This is a genomic window from Peribacillus sp. Hz7 (assembly GCF_042136355.1).
Lineage (GTDB): Bacteria > Bacillota > Bacilli > Bacillales > DSM-1321 > Peribacillus > Peribacillus asahii_A.
The window spans coordinates 1-17,373 of sequence record NZ_JBHHJV010000003.1 but is presented as its reverse complement, the minus strand read 5'-3'; the positions used below and the strand labels follow the sequence as shown (position 1 = coordinate 17,373).

The following is a 17,373-nucleotide window of genomic DNA, read 5'->3' as shown; positions in this document are numbered from 1 at the left end:
GAAACAAACGTCATGAATAAAAGGATTCAGCAAAATGTAATGATAAAAGGGACAAAAGACGGGTTTATGCTTCATCTCGATGATTCTTGTTCCTTTTCCGAATTGTTAAAAGAACTAGCAGCGAAGCTATCTGAGAATTATCAGTTTCAAGAAAATGATCCCGTTCTTTCTGTGAAGCTGCATACAGGTAATCGCTATTTAACTCCAGAACAAGAGAACCAAATAAAAGAGGTTATTCATAAACAGAAAAAACTAACGGTTTCAGATATTCTTTGTAATGTTGTGACGGTAGAAAAAGCAAAGCGTTGGAAAGAAGAGAATCAAGTGACGACGCTTAATAAAGTTGTTCGTTCCGGACAAATTATAGAGGTCCCGGGTGATTTATTATTGATTGGTGATGTGAATCCTGCTGGTACGGTTCGAGCAGGAGGCAGCATTTTTATTATGGGGCAATTGAAGGGCATTGCTCATGCTGGATTTTATGGGAATGATCAAGCGGTTATTGCGGCATCTGTTATGACACCTGCACAATTACGGATTGCGGACCAAATAAACGTAGCACCTGATCAGAAAAAAGGTCATGAAGTGAAATGTGCTTTCATGAATGATGATGAAGAAATTATTATAGATAAGCTACATGTACTGAGAAAATATAGACCAAATTTTAATAGATTAGAAGGGGGACTCTAATCGTGGGAGAGGCAATCGTAATTACATCTGGAAAAGGCGGCGTTGGGAAAACAACTACGTCTGCGAATTTAGGGACATCATTAGCTCTTCTAGGCAAAAAAGTTTGCTTAATTGATACAGATATTGGTCTGCGAAACTTAGATGTTATTCTGGGACTAGACAATCGGATTATTTACGATTTAGTAGATGTTGTAGAAGAGCGTTGTAAGATTCATCAAGCACTTATTAAAGATAAACACTTTGAAGATTTATTATATTTGCTTCCTGCACCGCAAACGCGTGATAAATCGGCCGTTAATGAAGAACAAATGTGTAAGCTTATTAACGATTTAAAGCCAGATTATGATTATATTATCATCGATTGTCCAGCGGGTATTGAACAAGGGTTCCGCAATGCGATTGCGGGAGCGGATAAGGCGATTATTGTGACAACTCCGGAAAGACCGGCGGTGTATGACGCGGACCGTATTATCGGGTTGTTAGAAAAAGAAGAGCATATTGAGGCACCTAAATTGATTATTAATCGTATCCGTGGTCATTTGCTTAATGAGGATGAGGAAATGGATATTAACGGTGTGACCGATTTTTTGAAAGTCGATTTACTAGGTATTATTCCTGATGATGATCAAGTCATTGTTGCGGCCAATAGAAAAGAGCCAATTGCTTATGACCCTAATAATCGAGTGTCGATTGCTTATCGAAACATAGCTCGCCGTATTTTAGGCGAGTCTATTCCATTGACACCGATTGGTGAAGAACGAAAAGGCTTTATTGCGAAAGTGAAGAAATTTTTCGGCGCGCGTGTATAGTTTGCATGTACTCTATATACATATAAGAGGCTGTTTAGAGAGCCTCCTTTCGCATGGTAAGTGAATAATGAGGCATGACTTTATGCCGGATTTTCTATCGTGTTCATGAAGAAAGCGTGATTAAAAGGTCGAGTGCAGGACCTTTTGAATCACGCTTTTTTCTATTATAGAATCATTGAATGGTGGCTAAGTGCTTAGCTCATTAAGGTCGCGTTCTACCGAGACGATGGAGGGCTTTCACCTCTAGCCCGTTAAGCTGCTTTTAGGGCTGAATAAAGCGTTGTCCTAAAGGTTATGTGAAAAGGTGGGCAGATGCAAAAGGATTCTTTAGGCAGCTATGTTTTCATCATTGGTTTGCAGGTATACTCCGGACAAGTTCATCATAAGTTTGTTAAAGAAGCTTGGGATTTGCAAGGGGGAGATGGCGGAATGGATAATCGCAGAAAAAATATCCGTGATCGAATTGAAAAGCGACGGAAAATCAGTGAACGAAAGACGGAAGGTGCTTGGAGGCATGTGGATAACCATGATGAAGATTTGTACACATATACAGCCTATGAGAGTAGTCCGGATCATCCACTGTTTAAAAAGGAATATTTTCTGTTTAAAATGTTAGCGGCTGTTTGTTTGTTTTTAATTATAGCGGTTATCTTTAAGCATCCGTCACAGCAATTGGATACAGCAAGAGATTACGTTTCTAAGACGATGGAACAAGATTTTCAATTTGCCTCGATTTCTAGCTGGTATGAATCGACTTTTGGGAAGCCCATTGCTTTTTTGCCACAGGAGAAAAAGAAAGAGAATGAAACAGAAACGGTTGATGAGTCGTATGCACTTCCTGCCACGGCCAAAATTACACAAACTTTTGAGACAAATGGAGAAGGTATTATCGTTGAAACAACGAAGGGCTCGATGGTATCGGCAATCGATGAAGGGTTTGTGACATTTGCTGGGGTGAAGGAAGGGATTGGGAAAACGATTATTGTTCAACATGAAAATAAAAGTGAGTCATGGTATGGACAATTAGAATCGTTTGATGTGGGCTTATATGAGCCGATTAAAAAAGGGCAACAAATCGGACAGGTTACAGGAAGTGAAGATGGTTCGAAAGGAACGTTTTATTTAGCAATCAAAGAAAATGGAGCTTTTATTGATCCAAAACAGGTGATTTCCTTTGAATGAGTATGGAAAACTGCTGCTCAAAATCAACGTGCATCCAACGCTTTGGTTTGTTGTCGGCATTTCGGTTCTTACAGCTCATTTTAGAGAAATGATGATGCTTCTTGTGATTGTATTCGTTCATGAAATGGGGCATGCTGTTTGTGCCCAATATTTTAAATGGAGGATTAAGTCCATTAAGCTTTTGCCATTTGGTGGTACGCTCGAAACAGAGGAGTATGGAAATAAAAGTTTAAAAGAAGATATAGCGGTTGTTCTTGCAGGTCCCTTGCAGCATATTTGGTTAATTGGAGGAGCGTATATTCTTTATCTGCTCTCTTTTCTTTCCTATGACGTCTATCAGGTATTTTTTCATATGAACATTATTTTATTCTTATTTAATCTACTTCCGATTTGGCCCCTAGATGGAGGACGTTTACTTTTTAACGGAATAGCTTTATATGTTTCCTTTCTTGAGGCGCAGAAATATACGCTTTATATATCTGCTATTTTTGCCGTTCTTGCTTTTGTAATATGGATGGTCCTTGATCCTCTTAACTTAAATGCATGGATGATTGCTTTCTTTCTTAGTATTTCGCTTTTACTTGAATGGCGTCAGCGTTATTATGCTTTTATGCGCTTCTTACTTCAACGGCACTATGGGCATAGCAAAGACTTAGTGACATTGAAGCCGATTAGAGTGGATGTCAATGAACCCATCTATAAAGTGTTAGAGCTATTTCAACGTGGATGTAAACATTCCATTATTGTGATGAAAAATGGCAAAGAAAGCGGCACATTAGATGAGACAGAGCTTTTATATGCTTATTTTTCTCAAAAGAGGATAGAAGATAGAATCGGTGACCTGTTATATTCTTATTAAGTATGGTATCCTTTCTTCAAAATAGAGAAAGGATTTTTTTATGAAAAAAATAATTGCCAACTTGTCGTCGCGTGAAAAGCGATATGCGGTGTTGGAGCAAAATGAAGTGATGAAAATAGAGAGCAGGCCGCCAAATCAATTGAGTGCGGTAGGCAATATATATATGGGAAAAGTAGCAAAAGTTCTGCCCGGTATGGATGCGGTATTTGTCGATTACGGAGCAGAGAGGCATGGCTTTCTCCACCGAGACGAATTACCGGCTTTTCAGCTTGCTGATAAATCATTGAAAGGAGGAACAATCAGTCAGTATATCTGTCAAGGAGAGAAGCTGCTCGTACAGGTGAAACGAGACGAGACAGGAAATAAAGGGGCTAAGTTATCAGGTTTGATTGAGCTGTCATCTCCATCTTTAGTATACATAGCGGGCTTAGATTATGTTGGTGTTTCGAAAAAGTTCCAACAGGAAGACCGGCAAAAGTATTGGAGAAACCTAGCTTTTCAACATAAGAACCAAGATGAAGGACTTATTATTCGGACATCCATGGAGAATCAAAGTGAGGAGTCTTTTGTTCACATACTGCACGCCCTTCGTGAACAGTATAATGAGTTACATAAACAGGCTCGCGCTTTAAAACATCCTGGATTAGTGCTGCAAAAGGACACATTCGTCGAATTATTGTTAGCTGAGATGGACAAAGGAGAGCAGGGAGAAATTATTTTGGATGATTTTAATCTGTATCAGGAGCTATCTAAACAAGCTTCAAGCGGTGGCGGGATATGGAAAATTTCATATGAGGCAGGGCCGAAAAATATTTTTTCCGAGCATCACCTTGATATTCAGTTGTCCAAGGCAATGAAGAAAATCGTTTGGCTTGAGAATGGGAGCTATTTAATTTTTGAAGAAACAGAAGCCTTCACGGTGATTGATGTAAATACTGGGAAATTTACTGGTAAAACAGAAAAGGAAGAAACGTTATTTCAAACGAATCTTCTAGCTGCGAAAGAAGCAGCTAGACAGCTTCGTCTTCGCAATATTGGCGGGATTGTACTCATTGATTTTATTAATATGGACAGCCGCCAGCATCAGCAAGAAGTGATGAAGTTGATGAAACAGGAAACGGTGAAGGATGACAGGCGTGTCAAAGTCATTGGTTTTACAGAACTCGGCATTCTACAATTGACTCGAAAGCGGACTTCTCCTTCTCTATACGAAAGAACAACCGTTAGCTGTACAGTTTGCGGCGGCAGCGGAAAAGTTCTAAGCCCAGAAACAGTTGCCTTTCAATTAGAGCGAGAATTAATGGAACATCGAAAAACGGATGATGAAGCGGTATGGGTGGAAGTGAATCAAGCAGTTGCGGATGTTTTATTAGGAGAAAAAGAAATCTACCGCCCCATTTTAGAACAAGCGATTGCGAAAAAGCTTGTTCTTTCGATTAGTAGTACACCGCTGCATCAATATCATATTAAACGGTTCGGGAGCTATCAGGAAATTTATGAAGCGTCTCGTTTAACGTATTGACAAATAGTTTGCTTGCATGGTAGACTTGTAACGTTATGTTTGTAGCACCCGTGCTACAACCGCTCATATCAGGTTTTAAGTTTTATTTTATGTAAAACGCCTGTACATGGCGAGTCTGAGACATTCAAGGAGGTGCAGGTATGTACGCAATTATTGAAACTGGCGGTAAACAAGTAAAAGTAGCAGCTGGTGAAGCAGTTTACATCGAAAAAGTAAACGCAGAAGCAGGCGAAACTGTTACATTTGACAAAGTTTTATTCGTAGGTGGCGAAAACGTGAAAGTTGGTGCTCCATTCGTGGAAGGCGCTACTGTAACGGCTAAAGTTGAAAAACAAGGTCGTCAAAAGAAAATCACGGTTTTCAAATACAAAGCGAAGAAAAACAATCGTAAAAAACAAGGTCATCGTCAACCATACACTAAAGTTGTAATTGAAGCAATCAACGCGTAAGGCTGATTTAAGATGATTAAAGTAACCTTTAATGTTCCCGATGAACGAATTACTTCGTTTACAATGAGTGGACATGCTGATTTCGCTAAAAAAGGTTCCGATATTGTTTGCGCTGGTGCATCCACTGTTTCATTTGGAATGGTGAATGCAATTATGTCCTTAACGGATGTAGAACCGGAGATTGAGTTAGGCAAAGATGGTGGATATCTTCGCTGTGTGATTCCAGAGAATCTTTCAACGGAATCCGAAGAAAAGGTACAGCTTCTTTTAAATGCCTTGCTTATATCATTGCAAACTCTTGAACGTGATTATGGTAAATACATTCAAATTACTCTTAGTAAATAGGAGGTGGAACATATGTTAAGATTAGATCTTCAGTTCTTCGCATCGAAGAAAGGGGTAGGTTCTACAAAGAACGGTCGTGATTCACAAGCTAAGCGTTTAGGCGCTAAGCGTGCGGATGGTCAATTCGTTTCTGGTGGTTCTATCCTTTACCGTCAACGCGGAACAAAAATCTATCCAGGTGAGAACGTAGGCCGTGGTGGAGACGATACTCTATACGCAAAAGTAGACGGTGTTGTACGTTTCGAGCGTTTCGGACGTGACCGCAAAAAAGTAAGCGTATATCCAGTTGCACAAGAAGCATAATTGCATCTTTGAAATTAGGATGACTCAAAAGGGTCTGATTCCTTCTACTGATAATATATATCGCGATATTGTTGGATATATATTGCTTAGATGGAATCGGCCCTTTATTTTTTATTTTGGCTTTGTTCAATCATAGTGTTGTTGACACAATTTTTGGTGAAAATGAGCCAGAAATCAATAGTGCCTTACAACAAAGCCTTAATTTTTGCTCTACCATCGTCCAAAGAATTCAAAGGAGCAAGATTTGGTTTTTTTGGACGGGGGCATTCATGTCATTTATGAACGAGTATTCATGACCAGACTTGTGCATTTTTGATATACTGGTAAATAGCAGCATGATAGAGCTTGAAGAGAAGTTTTTGTCCGGAATTAATGGGAGTGAGTGCTCTGTTAGAAGCAAGCTTTATGAAAGTTCCATTGATTCAACTGATACTCTAAGGAGTGAAATTTCATGTTATCATACATTGAAGGTGTTAATAATGGATAAAAGTTGGACAACTGTCGAAGTACTTCGACAAACGCGGCATGATTGGTTAAATAAAATCCAAATTATTAAAGGCAATTTGGAATTAAATAAGATTGATCGTGTAAAAGGGTTTATTGAAGAAATTATTATTGAAACGCAGCAAGAAGCCCGGCTTTCTAGTTTAAATATGCCGAAATTTAGTGAACTGCTAATGACGGCAAATTGGGAAAATTGGGCGTTCAATTTTGAATATGAAATCGTAGATGTTTTTGAAGCATCTGAATCCATGGATGAATTGATGTATCAATGGACGAGAAGCTACTTTCAGTTATTAGGGGAACAGTTAAATCCGTTTACTGAAAATATGCTTACGATAGAGATTTCTAAAAAAGAAAGCAGAAATATGTGTTGTTCTTTTCATTTACAAGGCAAGCTAAAAGAGCAGGACACTGTGACAAAGTTTCTGACTAATTCACTAACAGAGCAGCAAACAGTTAATGTGCAATCGTTGAGTGAAGAGGAGCTTTTTTTCACAATGGACGTGAGGTTTGAATAAGAAATGACGCATACAGCAAGATAGTACATATAGAAAACAAGGAAGTGATAGCATGTTTGTCGATCAAGTCAAAGTGTTTGTAAAAGGTGGAGACGGCGGTAACGGAATGGTTGCATATCGTCGTGAAAAATATGTACCAAAAGGTGGCCCAGCAGGCGGAGATGGGGGCAACGGAGCGAACGTTGTGTTTGAAGTAGAGGAAGGTTTACGAACATTAATGGATTTCCGTTATCAACGTCATTTTAAAGCATCGCGCGGCGAGCACGGAATGTCGAAAAATCAACATGGTCGAAATGCACAGGATATGGTTGTGAAAGTTCCACCAGGTACGGTTATTATTGACGATGATACGAAAGAAGTAATTGCCGATTTAGTCGAGCATGGACAGCGTGCCGTTATTGCTAAAGGCGGTCGCGGAGGTCGCGGAAATTCTCGTTTTGCTACACCAGCTAATCCTGCTCCAGAGATTGCTGAAAATGGTGAGCCAGGGCAAGAGCGCTATATTGTAATGGAATTAAAATTACTTGCCGACGTAGGTTTAGTTGGTTTTCCAAGTGTGGGGAAATCGACATTATTATCTGTTGTGTCAGCGGCGAAGCCAAAGATTGCTGAGTATCACTTTACAACAATTGTACCGAATCTAGGTGTAGTTGAAACAGAAGATAATCGAAGCTTTGTTATGGCTGATCTGCCAGGTTTAATTGAAGGGGCATCAGAAGGTGTTGGACTTGGTCACCAGTTTTTACGCCATATTGAGAGAACGAGAGTCATCGTTCATGTGATTGATATGTCTGGTCTTGAAGGTCGTGATCCTTACGAGGACTATCAAACGATTAACAAAGAGCTGCAGGAATATAACTTGCGTTTAACCGAGCGTCCGCAAATTATTGTGGCAAGTAAAATGGATATGCCAGATTCAGAAGAAAATTTAGCGGGATTTAAAGAGAAATTACAAGAAGATTATCCGATTTTCCCAATTTCAGCTTTAACACGAGAAGGAATTCGGGAGCTGTTGTTTGCGATTGCAGATAAGTTAGAAGAGACACCAGAATTCCCGCTTGATCATGATGAAGATGAAGATAAAGGGGTTCATCGAGTATTATATAAACATGAAACGCAACAAGATGAGTTTGACATTACGCGCGAGCCAGATGGCAGCTTTGCTATTTCTGGATTTAAAATCGAGCGTCTATTTAAAATGACGGATTTCAGTCGTGAAGAATCTGTTCGCCGTTTTGCAAGACAGCTTCGTTCATTCGGAGTGGATGAAGCCCTTCGTCAAAGAGGAGCAACAGATGGTGATATTGTTCGTATTTTAGAATATGAATTTGAATTTGTTGATTAATAACGGTTGGGCAGAGGGGGGAAGGTAAGTGAACGGCATTGATAAGAAATTTTTCCTCGTTCGCGAAGATGTCCTTCCAGAGGCTATGAAGAAAACGTTAGATGCTAAGGAAATGCTTGAACGCGGTAAAGTAGAATCTGTTTGGGAAGCAGTTCAGCGTGTGGATTTAAGTCGAAGTGCTTTTTATAAGTATCGCGATACGGTATTTCCCTTTCATACAATTGTGAAAGAAAAGTTGATTACGCTCTTCTTTTATCTTGAAGATCGTTCAGGCACTTTGTCAGAGTTATTACGAGTCGTTGCGTTGTCTGGCTGCAACATTATGACGATTCACCAAACGATTCCTTTGCAAGGACGTGCCAATGTTACGCTTTCTTTAAATACGGCTGGAATGACGATGGACATTGATGAATTACTTACCACATTTCGAAAAATGGAGTTTGTTGAAAAAGTTGAAATATTAGGAAATGGTGCGTAATGATGGAGCCCGTGCATATCAATTGTACGGGCTTAAAGTATTGTAAAAAGTCTGAAAATAGCATAAAATAAAGGGATATATCTAATGGTAAATAACGATAACAGACCTGTAAATAGGGCAAATAGCTATATTGTCGTGAAAAAAGGAGAGTTTTTAGATGTCGCACAAAATTGCTTTTCTCGGACCTAAGGCTACATTCACAGATTTAGCGGTCTCTCGGCTTTTTCCGAATGAATTAAAAATGCCAAAGGCTACGATTCCAGATTGTATCGATGCTGTTCAAGAAGGAGAGGCTGATATTGCTGTTGTTCCGATTGAGAATGCATTAGAAGGTTCCGTTAATATTACAATTGATTACTTAATTCATGAGGTTCAGCTTCCGATTCAGGGAGAAGTGATTACACCGATTCAGCAGCATTTTATGGTGCATCCAGACCAGGCTGTACCTGGTTTTAAACCAGACATGATTTACTCACATCCGCATGCTATTGCACAGTGTCATAAATTTTTACATAAGGAATGGAAAGGTGTTCCGTGTGAAGAAGTGACATCAACAGCAGCGGCAGCGAAAATGGTTAGTGAGCAACCGGAACGAAAGATTGCTGCGATTGCTAATGAATTGGCAGCCGAGGAATATGGATTAACAATTGTTCAACATAATATTCATGATTATTCTTATAATCATACGAAGTTCATCGTCGTGTCGAAGGAGGGTGTCGACTATAAAGGGCATGTAACCGTTAATCGAGGCTGGAAAACGACGCTGATGGTGATGCTTCCTGCCGATCATTCTGGAGCCCTTCATCAAGTGCTTTCGGCATTTGCATGGCGCAAATTGAACTTGTCCAAAATTGAATCCCGCCCAATGAAAACGGGATTAGGAAATTACTTCTTTATTATTGATGTCGAAATGGCGCTCGATGAAGTGCTTATTCCAGGTGCTATTTCTGAATTAGAAGCACTTGGCTGTAAGGTTTCTATTCTTGGAAGTTATCCGAGCTTCGCGGTGGAGACGGCTGTGAAGATGGGATAGGGAAAACCCTCATTCGTATTGAATGAGGGTTTTCTATAGTTATTCAACAAGAATATTGGCTTTTTTTAAGACAGCTTCCGCTTCATCTAACAGCTCTTCTGATGATGCGCTTAATGTATGAAGATGAATACCATCGGTTAGTTCTAGTAAATAGGAAGCATTTGTTTCTGACATTTTAGTAAGAAATTGTTGAACGTCTTTGCGGCTGCTAACCATAATAGATGCTGTTAAATCGCCGTATATAGGATGTTCAATGCTCACATTTTTAACAGTTACCCCGATATCAACAAGTAAGTTTAGCTCTTCCTCTGTACGTGAAGGCTCATGGTGACAGGCAACGGTACGCTCATAATTTTGTGTTTTGTTTGCTGTATGCATATATAAATAGCCTTGGCTTGTTGCGATAATCGGTTCATTTCGGGCTTTTAGAAGTGTGATGTCACTCACAATTACTTGTCGGCTAACATTAGCTTGTTTTGAAAGCTCACTTCCCGTAATAGGTCGGTCACTTGATTGGAGAATGTGCAGTAGTTGCAATCGTCTTTCTTCACCGAGTAACTTTTTTTTCGTGTCCATATAATCTCTCCTCAATGTTTAAAAACGAATAATTATTTCATTGTACCACAGCCTGAATAAAGTTTTCGGCTAATTTTCTCACATCTGCTTCTGTCGTCATTTTGCCAAATGACAGGCGAATAAGCTGATGTGCTTCCTCAATGGTTTTCCCCATAGCAAGCATCATTTTGGAAGGCTCCTGCTTATCAATCTGGCAAGCACTTCCTGTAGAAATAGCTAATCCACGTCGATTTAATTCAATCATTATATATTGTCCTTGCAGTCCTGAGCAGGTTAACGCAAGAATATGCGGCAACTGGCTTCTTTTTGATTCTATGACTTCAAAGAGTACATTCGATTCATGCAACAGCTCAATGAATTGTGTGCGTAAGGTGGATATGCGTGCTAATTCCTGATCGAGCTGGTTTACTAGCTTTGTAGCAGCTGTCACAAAAGCGGCAATTCCTGGCACGTTGACAGTACCAGCTCGAAAGCCATATTCATGAGTCACATTTGGAAGCGCCGGTTTTAGTTTATGTTTATTTGGAAAAATAACCGCTCCGACACCTTTTGGACCATATACTTTATGGCTGGAGATTGCCATACTGTCACAAGCTCTGCTAATCGATTGTAGTGGCAGTTTAGCAAAAGATTGGACACAATCGACATGAAGAAAAGTATCTCGGTTGTGTAGGATTGTTCGTATATCTTCAATTGGCTGTACGACTCCTGTTTCGGAATTAACGTGTTGAACGATGACGAGACATGTTTGTTCCGAAAGCTGGTTTTCTAAATAATCGAGATCTATTGTGCCATCTTGTAGATGCTCAAGGTACGTAATATGATAGCCGTTGTTTTTAAGCTTTTCAACATATTGATAGATGGAGGCATGCTCCGCTTGGCTAACTAATATATGGTTTTTATGTGGATGTTTAGATGACAATAAGGTGTCAATCGCAAGTACATTGCTTTCAGACCCGCCGCTTGTAAAAATCACATGCTCTTTTTCAACGTGTAGTAATGCAGCGAGCTGTTGACGTGATACATCAAGCAGCTTGGCAGACTGGGAGCCGCAATCATGAAGGCTGCTTGAATTTCCATAAAACTGCTGTGAAGCATCTATCCATACTTTTAAAGCATCAGAATCAATTGGTGTTGTTGCTGCGTAGTCAAAATAAATCAAAATGGTCACATCCACTTCATAGTGTAGGATTAGGTTATAGAGAATGGTTATCTTTCCTAATGCCGTTATTTAACAGGTCTATTCTAAAAAACTCTTGATTATAGTTTAATAATGTGTAAATATATGTGTCAAGACACTTGTTAAATCAAGGAGCGGTAAAAATGAATAAAATGGAAGTCATTATCGTCGGCAGTGGAATTGCAGCATTAAAAACGGCAATAGAAGCGAGTGCAACCAAACATGTGATGCTTATCACAAAATCTAAGCTTCGTCATAGCAACTCGTATTTAGCACAAGGTGGAATTGCTGTTGCTATGTCTAAAGAGGATACACCGATTTCCCATAGAGAAGATACGATTCAAGCAGGCCGTTATTATAACAATGTGAAAGCGGTAGAAGCATTAGTGCAAACAGCTCCTGTTGCCATTTCAGAACTAATAGCATCTGGAATGGAATTTGATCGTAATCCAGAAGGACATCTTATGCTCGGGATGGAAGGTGCTCATAGTGAGCGTAGAATTCTTCATAGTCATGGTGATGCAACTGGAAAATACATCATCGAGCATTTGCTTAGAGAGTTGGCTCTTTCAAAGGTGGAAGTGATGGAAGATGCAGCAGTCATTGAGCTCATAATGGGGGATGATGCTTCCTGTATTGGCGTTAAGATAGTGGATCATGAAGGCCAGCTTCAAACGATGTATGGTGAACATATTGTGTTAGCAACTGGCGGATGCGGGTCATTATTTCAGTTCACGTCTAATGCCAACACCGTATCTGGAGACGGAATTGCTCTAGCTCTTAAAGCGGGAGCGCGTATTCGTGATATGGAGTTTATTCAATTTCATCCGACTTTATTATATTGTAACGGCAAAACACAAGGACTTGTATCTGAAGCCGTTCGTGGTGAAGGAGCAAAGCTTATAACAGCATCAGGAAAAGCAATTATGAAGGATGTTCATGCTTTAGCAGATTTAGCGCCACGTCATATTGTCGCGCAAACGATTTACTCCTATATTGAACGTGGAGAAAACGTGTATTTAGATATTTCGATGATTCCTAATTTTAGCGAGCGTTTTCCAACAGTCGCTGCCCTTTGCTTAAAAAATGGAGTCCATCTTGAAGAAGGAAAAATTCCTGTAGCTCCCGGCAATCATTTTTTAATGGGAGGAATTGAAACGGATGGGAAAGGACGAACTTCTGTCGAAGGCTTATATGCCGTTGGAGAAGTCGCTTGTACAGGTGTTCATGGTGCTAATCGTCTTGCTAGCAATTCACTATTAGAGGGGTTAGTTTTTGGGAGCACTCTCGGTCGCTATTTGCAGCAAGCTCCTGAAAGAGTATTACCTCAAGAAAAGAAAACGTTAAAAGAGACCAGTCATGTTTTAATCATGTTGCCTGAATTAGCGGATATTCAAAAGCATCTTATGCATTATGCGGGTATTGTTCGGAATGCGAAGGATCTTGGCCGCTTAAAAGCCTGGTTGGAATCATTTCAGATTAATTGTTTGCTCGAGCTAGCATGTGAGGATGTTTCGGTTCAGGAGTTAGCAAAAGTGAATGCGATTATTGTCTCATGGTTGATTGCTGAATCAGCATTAGCGAGGCAAGAAAGCAGGGGCGGTCATTTCCGAAGTGATTATCCAATGGAGAATGATGCGGTTTGGCTGGATACTTCCATAATATTAGATCGTCATGAAGTGATGAAACGTTTGAAAGGAAGCGTTGTATATGAATTTATTAAAGCTTAAGCAATTATTAGAGCAATTCTTTATTGAAGATATCGGCGAGCGCGATGTGACGAGCGACACTTTATTTCCAGTTGAATCACAAGGTACGTTAACATTTTTGGCAAAAGAAGCTGGTATTTTCTCAGGAGGCGATGTCATTAAAACAGGCTTTACGATGTTAGATTCAACCATTGAAATTGAGTTGTTTGTAAGAGATGGTGAATCGTTTGAAGTTGGTCAAAAGCTTGCGCAAATGACGGGGAGTATGGCCGCTCTTTTGAAGGGGGAGCGAGTGGTGCTGAATTTAGTCCAACGAATGTCGGCCATTGCGACAGAAGCTAATAAAGCAGTGCAAATATTAGCCGGAACGAAGACGCAGCCTTGTGATACAAGAAAGACAACACCGGGTCTACGTATGTTAGAGAAGTATGCCGTTCGATCTGGCGGGGCTTTCAATCATCGCTATGGCTTGTATGATGCGGTTATGATTAAAGATAATCATATTTCCTTTGCAGGTTCGATTACACAGGCTGTTGAGATAGTTAAAGCGAAGCTCGGTCATACAGTTAAAATTGAAGTCGAAACAGAGTCAAAAGAGCAAGTGATTGAAGCGGTCCAGGCTGCTGCTGATATTATTATGTTTGATAATCGAACACCAGAGGAAATTAAACAATTTGTTCAATTAGTTCCGCCTCATATTGTGACAGAAGTATCGGGAGGAATTACGTTAGAGAATTTAGCTTTGTACCGAGATTGTGGAGTAGATATGATTTCGTTAGGATGCTTAACGCATAGTGTACGTGCGCTTGATATTAGTGCCAAGGTAAGAGAACGGGAGGGTGTGTATTAATGAGTTTATTAGAACAAGCGTTAGTCGCAACAGCTTTACCGGAAGTATATAAAACGATGACAACAGAAGAAATGGAAGCGCGTGTTTGGGAGATAAAAAAACAGCTCGGATCCCGTTTGTTTATTCCAGGGCATCACTATCAACGTGAAGAAGTGATTCAGTTTTCCGATGCTACAGGTGATTCCCTGCAGCTTGCTCAAATTTCTGCGGCGAATCGAGAGGCTGAATTTATTGTCTTCTGCGGTGTACATTTTATGGCAGAAACAGCGGATATTTTAACGACGGAAGAACAAACAGTTATCTTACCGGATATGCGCGCAGGCTGTTCGATGGCGGATATGGCGGATATTCATCAAACAGATCGAGCTTGGGTAAAACTGCAACAGTTGTTTGGTGATACAATTCTTCCTTTAACATATGTAAATTCAACAGCAGCGATTAAAGCGTTTGTTGGTAAAAATGGAGGAGCAACCGTTACCTCTTCAAACGCGAAGGAAATGGTATCTTGGGCGTTATCCCAGAAGGAACGGATTTTATTTTTACCTGACCAACATTTAGGGAGAAATACTGCTTATGATTTAGGAATTCCTTTAGATCAGATGGCTGTATGGGATCCGCATAAAGATGAATTAATTTATGAAGGAAATATCGAGAACATTAAAGTATTGCTTTGGAAAGGTCACTGCTCTGTTCATGAAAACTTTACAACTGCTAATATTGAAGAACTGCGTAAAACGCAACCAGATATGAGAATTATTGTTCATCCCGAATGTCGCCGTGAAGTAGTAGCAATGGCGGATGATAATGGCTCCACTTCTTATATTATTAACGCTATTGAACAGGCAGAACCGGGCAGCTCATGGGCAATTGGAACGGAAATGAATCTTGTTAAACGATTGATGGCTAAGCATCCGGATAAGAATATTATCTCTTTGAATCCGAATATGTGTCCGTGCTTGACGATGAATCGAATCGATTTGCCGCACTTACTATGGTCTCTTGAATCGATTAGCAAAGGGCAAGTGATTAATCCAATTAAGGTAGAAAAAGATATTGCCGATGATGCCATTCTTGCATTGAATCGAATGTTACAACATAAATGATCGTGAAGAAGACCTGAATGGAACATGATTCAGGTCTTTTTACTATTGCGTATATGTTCCCTTGGTTTGAACTTTGAAGGTGAAAAGTGAAATGTATATAAATTTTTCATAAAGTCTTTCTTTCTGGCATAAGTTTTGATGATGAAATATTATCAATTTAATAATCGCTTCATAGTATATATGGACATATGCACAGGAGGGATTGCAGCGTGAAAATTCATATAGTCCAAAAAGGCGACACGCTTTGGAAGCTGGCTAAAAAGTATGGCGTCAGTTTCGAAGAATTAAAAAAATTAAACACACAGTTAAGCAACCCGGATTTATTAATGCCGGGTATGAAACTAAAAATACCAGGTTCAGCTGGCAACGTGAAGAAAGAGGCAGTCAAGCCGAGCCAAATTGTTCATAAAGGAGTAAAGGAAGCGCAGATTCCTTCCACTCCACCACAAGTTTCTAAAGAGGAAGAACAACCTATTATGCAGTTAAAGCCAATGGTAGAGAAACAGCCTATTATGCAGCCAAAGCCGGTTGAGAAAGAACAACCAGTCGTTGTTCAAAAAGAGGTACCTATTCCTGAACCGATCATCCCACAGGCAGCTATGGCGAATAATTATACGTTAAGCATGAAGGAGATGCAGGTTACACCTCTACCTGAGGCGAAGGAAGAAGTAAAAGTTCCTGAAGCACCGAAGCCCCCAGAAATTCCGCAAGCTCCACCCGTTCAGATTGAAGCGATGGTACAGCAGCCTATTGAGACATGTATTCCGGTGACACCAATTTTGCCAGGAACAGGATTTTGTTATCCGCCTCCACCGCCAATCCCGCAGCAATGGATGTATGGGCAATGTGAAGGGGGACAAATGAATCCACAAGTCTATGAAGAAAGTCCGGATGTTTTGGGGGAATTCGCTATGGAAGCTCCGGTGAATGCTAACTATGTGGCTGGTGCGAGTATGCCAGGCATGATGCAGACACCGACATTTAATCCATATTTAGGAGGATTACCGCAGCCAGCACAGCAATATGATGGATATGAATCAATGAACATGCAGCCTTCAGCACCTCTAGCACAGCCGTACGTACAGCCTACTTACCAAGAAGAATCAGAGGATTGTGGATGTAGTAAAGGCTCTATAGGAACATATGGGCCGGATAAAGGGAAAAACCCATATCCGCAAGCGGTTTATATCCAACCGAATTTTTCCAACGCACCCTATCAACAGCCGCTTCCAGGCACACCGTATCAACCACCATTTGCGGGAACCCAAGTACAGCCTGCTTACGAAGAAGAATCAGAGGATTGTGGATGTAATAAAGGTTCTATAGGAACATATGGGCCGGATAAAGGGAAAAATCCATATCCGCAAGCGGTTTATACCCAACCGAGTTTTTCCAATGCATCCTATCAACAGCCGCAAAATTATTCGCAGTATCAACAACCGCTTCCAGGCACACCGTATCAACCACCATTTGCGAGTGCACAAACGCAGCCATCGTATCAACAGCCAGGTGAGCAAGCAGAGTCACCGTATCAACCACCATTTGCGGGAACCCAAGTAAAGCCATCGTATCAACAACCAGGCGAACAAGCAGAGTCGCCGTATCAGCCGTCATTTGGGGGAATGCAAGTAAAGCCATCGTATCAACAGCCAGGTGAACAAGCAGAGTCGCCGTATCAGCCGTCATTTGGGGGAACGCAAGTAAAGCCATCGTATCAACAGCCAGGCGAACAAGCAGAATCGCCGTCCCAGCCGTCATTTGGGGGAACCCAAATGCAGCCATCTTATCAACAGTCAGACGAACAGGCAGAGTCGCCATACCAGCCGCCACTTGCGGGAACCCAAGTACAACCATCATATCAACAGTCAGACAAACAAGCGCCGCCGTCGTAGCAGCCATCATTTGCAGGAACCCAGGC

At 40.6% G+C, this 17,373-nt stretch carries 18 protein-coding genes and 1 other annotated feature; of the genes, 16 read left to right on the top strand and 2 right to left on the bottom strand.

Annotated elements, in window-relative coordinates; translation table 11 throughout:
* The first annotated feature begins 12 nt into the window (after nucleotides 1–12).
* From minC to pheA, 12 genes are all read left to right on the top strand, one after another.
* Nucleotides 13–690 (top strand): septum site-determining protein MinC, encoded by a 678-nt coding sequence (gene minC / locus ACE199_RS06090; protein WP_375348986.1) that lies wholly within the window; start codon nucleotides 13–15, stop codon nucleotides 688–690.
* 2 nt (nucleotides 691–692) lie between these two features.
* Nucleotides 693–1,499, top strand: coding sequence for a septum site-determining protein MinD (minD, locus tag ACE199_RS06085; RefSeq protein WP_127761512.1), 807 nt, complete (start codon nucleotides 693–695; stop codon nucleotides 1,497–1,499).
* Nucleotides 1,500–1,811: 312 nt separating this feature from the next.
* Nucleotides 1,812–2,681, top strand: coding sequence for a peptidoglycan DD-metalloendopeptidase family protein (locus ACE199_RS06080; protein ID WP_375348985.1), 870 nt, complete (start codon nucleotides 1,812–1,814; stop codon nucleotides 2,679–2,681).
* Nucleotides 2,674–3,540: a M50 family metallopeptidase gene (locus tag ACE199_RS06075; RefSeq protein WP_375348984.1), complete on the top strand. Its 867-nt coding sequence runs from the start codon at nucleotides 2,674–2,676 to the stop codon at nucleotides 3,538–3,540. The genes ACE199_RS06080 and ACE199_RS06075 overlap by 8 nt, the downstream gene beginning before the upstream one ends.
* A gap of 40 nt (nucleotides 3,541–3,580) precedes the next feature.
* Nucleotides 3,581–5,062: an Rne/Rng family ribonuclease gene (locus ACE199_RS06070; protein ID WP_375348983.1), complete on the top strand. Its 1,482-nt coding sequence runs from the start codon at nucleotides 3,581–3,583 to the stop codon at nucleotides 5,060–5,062.
* A 47-nt stretch (nucleotides 5,063–5,109) separates the two neighbouring features.
* Nucleotides 5,110–5,189: a sequence feature (ribosomal protein L21 leader region), on the top strand.
* A gap of 13 nt (nucleotides 5,190–5,202) precedes the next feature.
* Nucleotides 5,203–5,511, top strand: coding sequence for a 50S ribosomal protein L21 (gene rplU / locus ACE199_RS06065; RefSeq protein ID WP_119116034.1), 309 nt, complete (start codon nucleotides 5,203–5,205; stop codon nucleotides 5,509–5,511).
* 12 nt (nucleotides 5,512–5,523) lie between these two features.
* Complete coding sequence (locus ACE199_RS06060; RefSeq protein ID WP_127761509.1) at nucleotides 5,524–5,856, top strand: ribosomal-processing cysteine protease Prp; 333 nt, start codon at nucleotides 5,524–5,526, stop codon at nucleotides 5,854–5,856.
* Nucleotides 5,857–5,868: 12 nt separating this feature from the next.
* Nucleotides 5,869–6,159, top strand: a complete 291-nt coding sequence (gene rpmA / locus ACE199_RS06055) for a 50S ribosomal protein L27 (protein ID WP_119116036.1) — start codon at nucleotides 5,869–5,871, stop codon at nucleotides 6,157–6,159.
* Nucleotides 6,160–6,638: 479 nt separating this feature from the next.
* Nucleotides 6,639–7,181, top strand: a complete 543-nt coding sequence (locus ACE199_RS06050; protein WP_252290998.1) for a Spo0B C-terminal domain-containing protein — start codon at nucleotides 6,639–6,641, stop codon at nucleotides 7,179–7,181.
* A 52-nt stretch (nucleotides 7,182–7,233) separates the two neighbouring features.
* Nucleotides 7,234–8,526, top strand: a complete 1,293-nt coding sequence (obgE, locus tag ACE199_RS06045; protein ID WP_252290996.1) for a GTPase ObgE — start codon at nucleotides 7,234–7,236, stop codon at nucleotides 8,524–8,526.
* Between the two features lie 28 nt (nucleotides 8,527–8,554).
* Nucleotides 8,555–9,004 (top strand): ACT domain-containing protein, encoded by a 450-nt coding sequence (locus ACE199_RS06040; RefSeq protein WP_119116039.1) that lies wholly within the window; start codon nucleotides 8,555–8,557, stop codon nucleotides 9,002–9,004.
* Nucleotides 9,005–9,161: 157 nt separating this feature from the next.
* On the top strand, nucleotides 9,162–10,037 hold the full coding sequence (gene pheA, locus ACE199_RS06035) for a prephenate dehydratase (protein WP_375348982.1): 876 nt from the start codon (nucleotides 9,162–9,164) through the stop codon (nucleotides 10,035–10,037).
* Between the two features lie 39 nt (nucleotides 10,038–10,076).
* Here pheA and ACE199_RS06030 read toward each other — a convergent pair whose 3' ends face one another.
* Nucleotides 10,077–10,613 (bottom strand): transcription repressor NadR, encoded by a 537-nt coding sequence (locus ACE199_RS06030; RefSeq protein ID WP_127761505.1) that lies wholly within the window; start codon nucleotides 10,611–10,613, stop codon nucleotides 10,077–10,079.
* A gap of 37 nt (nucleotides 10,614–10,650) precedes the next feature.
* On the bottom strand, nucleotides 10,651–11,775 hold the full coding sequence (locus ACE199_RS06025) for an IscS subfamily cysteine desulfurase (protein WP_375348981.1): 1,125 nt from the start codon (nucleotides 11,773–11,775) through the stop codon (nucleotides 10,651–10,653).
* Nucleotides 11,776–11,936: 161 nt separating this feature from the next.
* On the opposite strand from ACE199_RS06025, the gene nadB reads away from it, so the two are divergent.
* The 4 genes from nadB to safA all read left to right on the top strand — a co-directional run bounded on the left by nadB (nucleotide 11,937) and on the right by safA (nucleotide 17,347).
* The gene (gene nadB, locus ACE199_RS06020) at nucleotides 11,937–13,523 is read left to right on the top strand and encodes an L-aspartate oxidase (RefSeq protein ID WP_375348980.1); all 1,587 of its coding nucleotides are present in this window, start codon (nucleotides 11,937–11,939) and stop codon (nucleotides 13,521–13,523) included.
* Complete coding sequence (nadC, locus tag ACE199_RS06015) at nucleotides 13,504–14,352, top strand: carboxylating nicotinate-nucleotide diphosphorylase (protein ID WP_375348979.1); 849 nt, start codon at nucleotides 13,504–13,506, stop codon at nucleotides 14,350–14,352. Before nadB ends, nadC begins: the two co-directional genes overlap by 20 nt.
* Nucleotides 14,352–15,455, top strand: coding sequence for a quinolinate synthase NadA (gene nadA / locus ACE199_RS06010; protein ID WP_375348977.1), 1,104 nt, complete (start codon nucleotides 14,352–14,354; stop codon nucleotides 15,453–15,455). Before nadC ends, nadA begins: the two co-directional genes overlap by 1 nt.
* A 209-nt stretch (nucleotides 15,456–15,664) precedes the next feature.
* On the top strand, nucleotides 15,665–17,347 hold the full coding sequence (safA, locus tag ACE199_RS06005) for a SafA/ExsA family spore coat assembly protein (RefSeq protein ID WP_375348976.1): 1,683 nt from the start codon (nucleotides 15,665–15,667) through the stop codon (nucleotides 17,345–17,347).
* Nucleotides 17,348–17,373 lie beyond the last annotated feature (26 nt).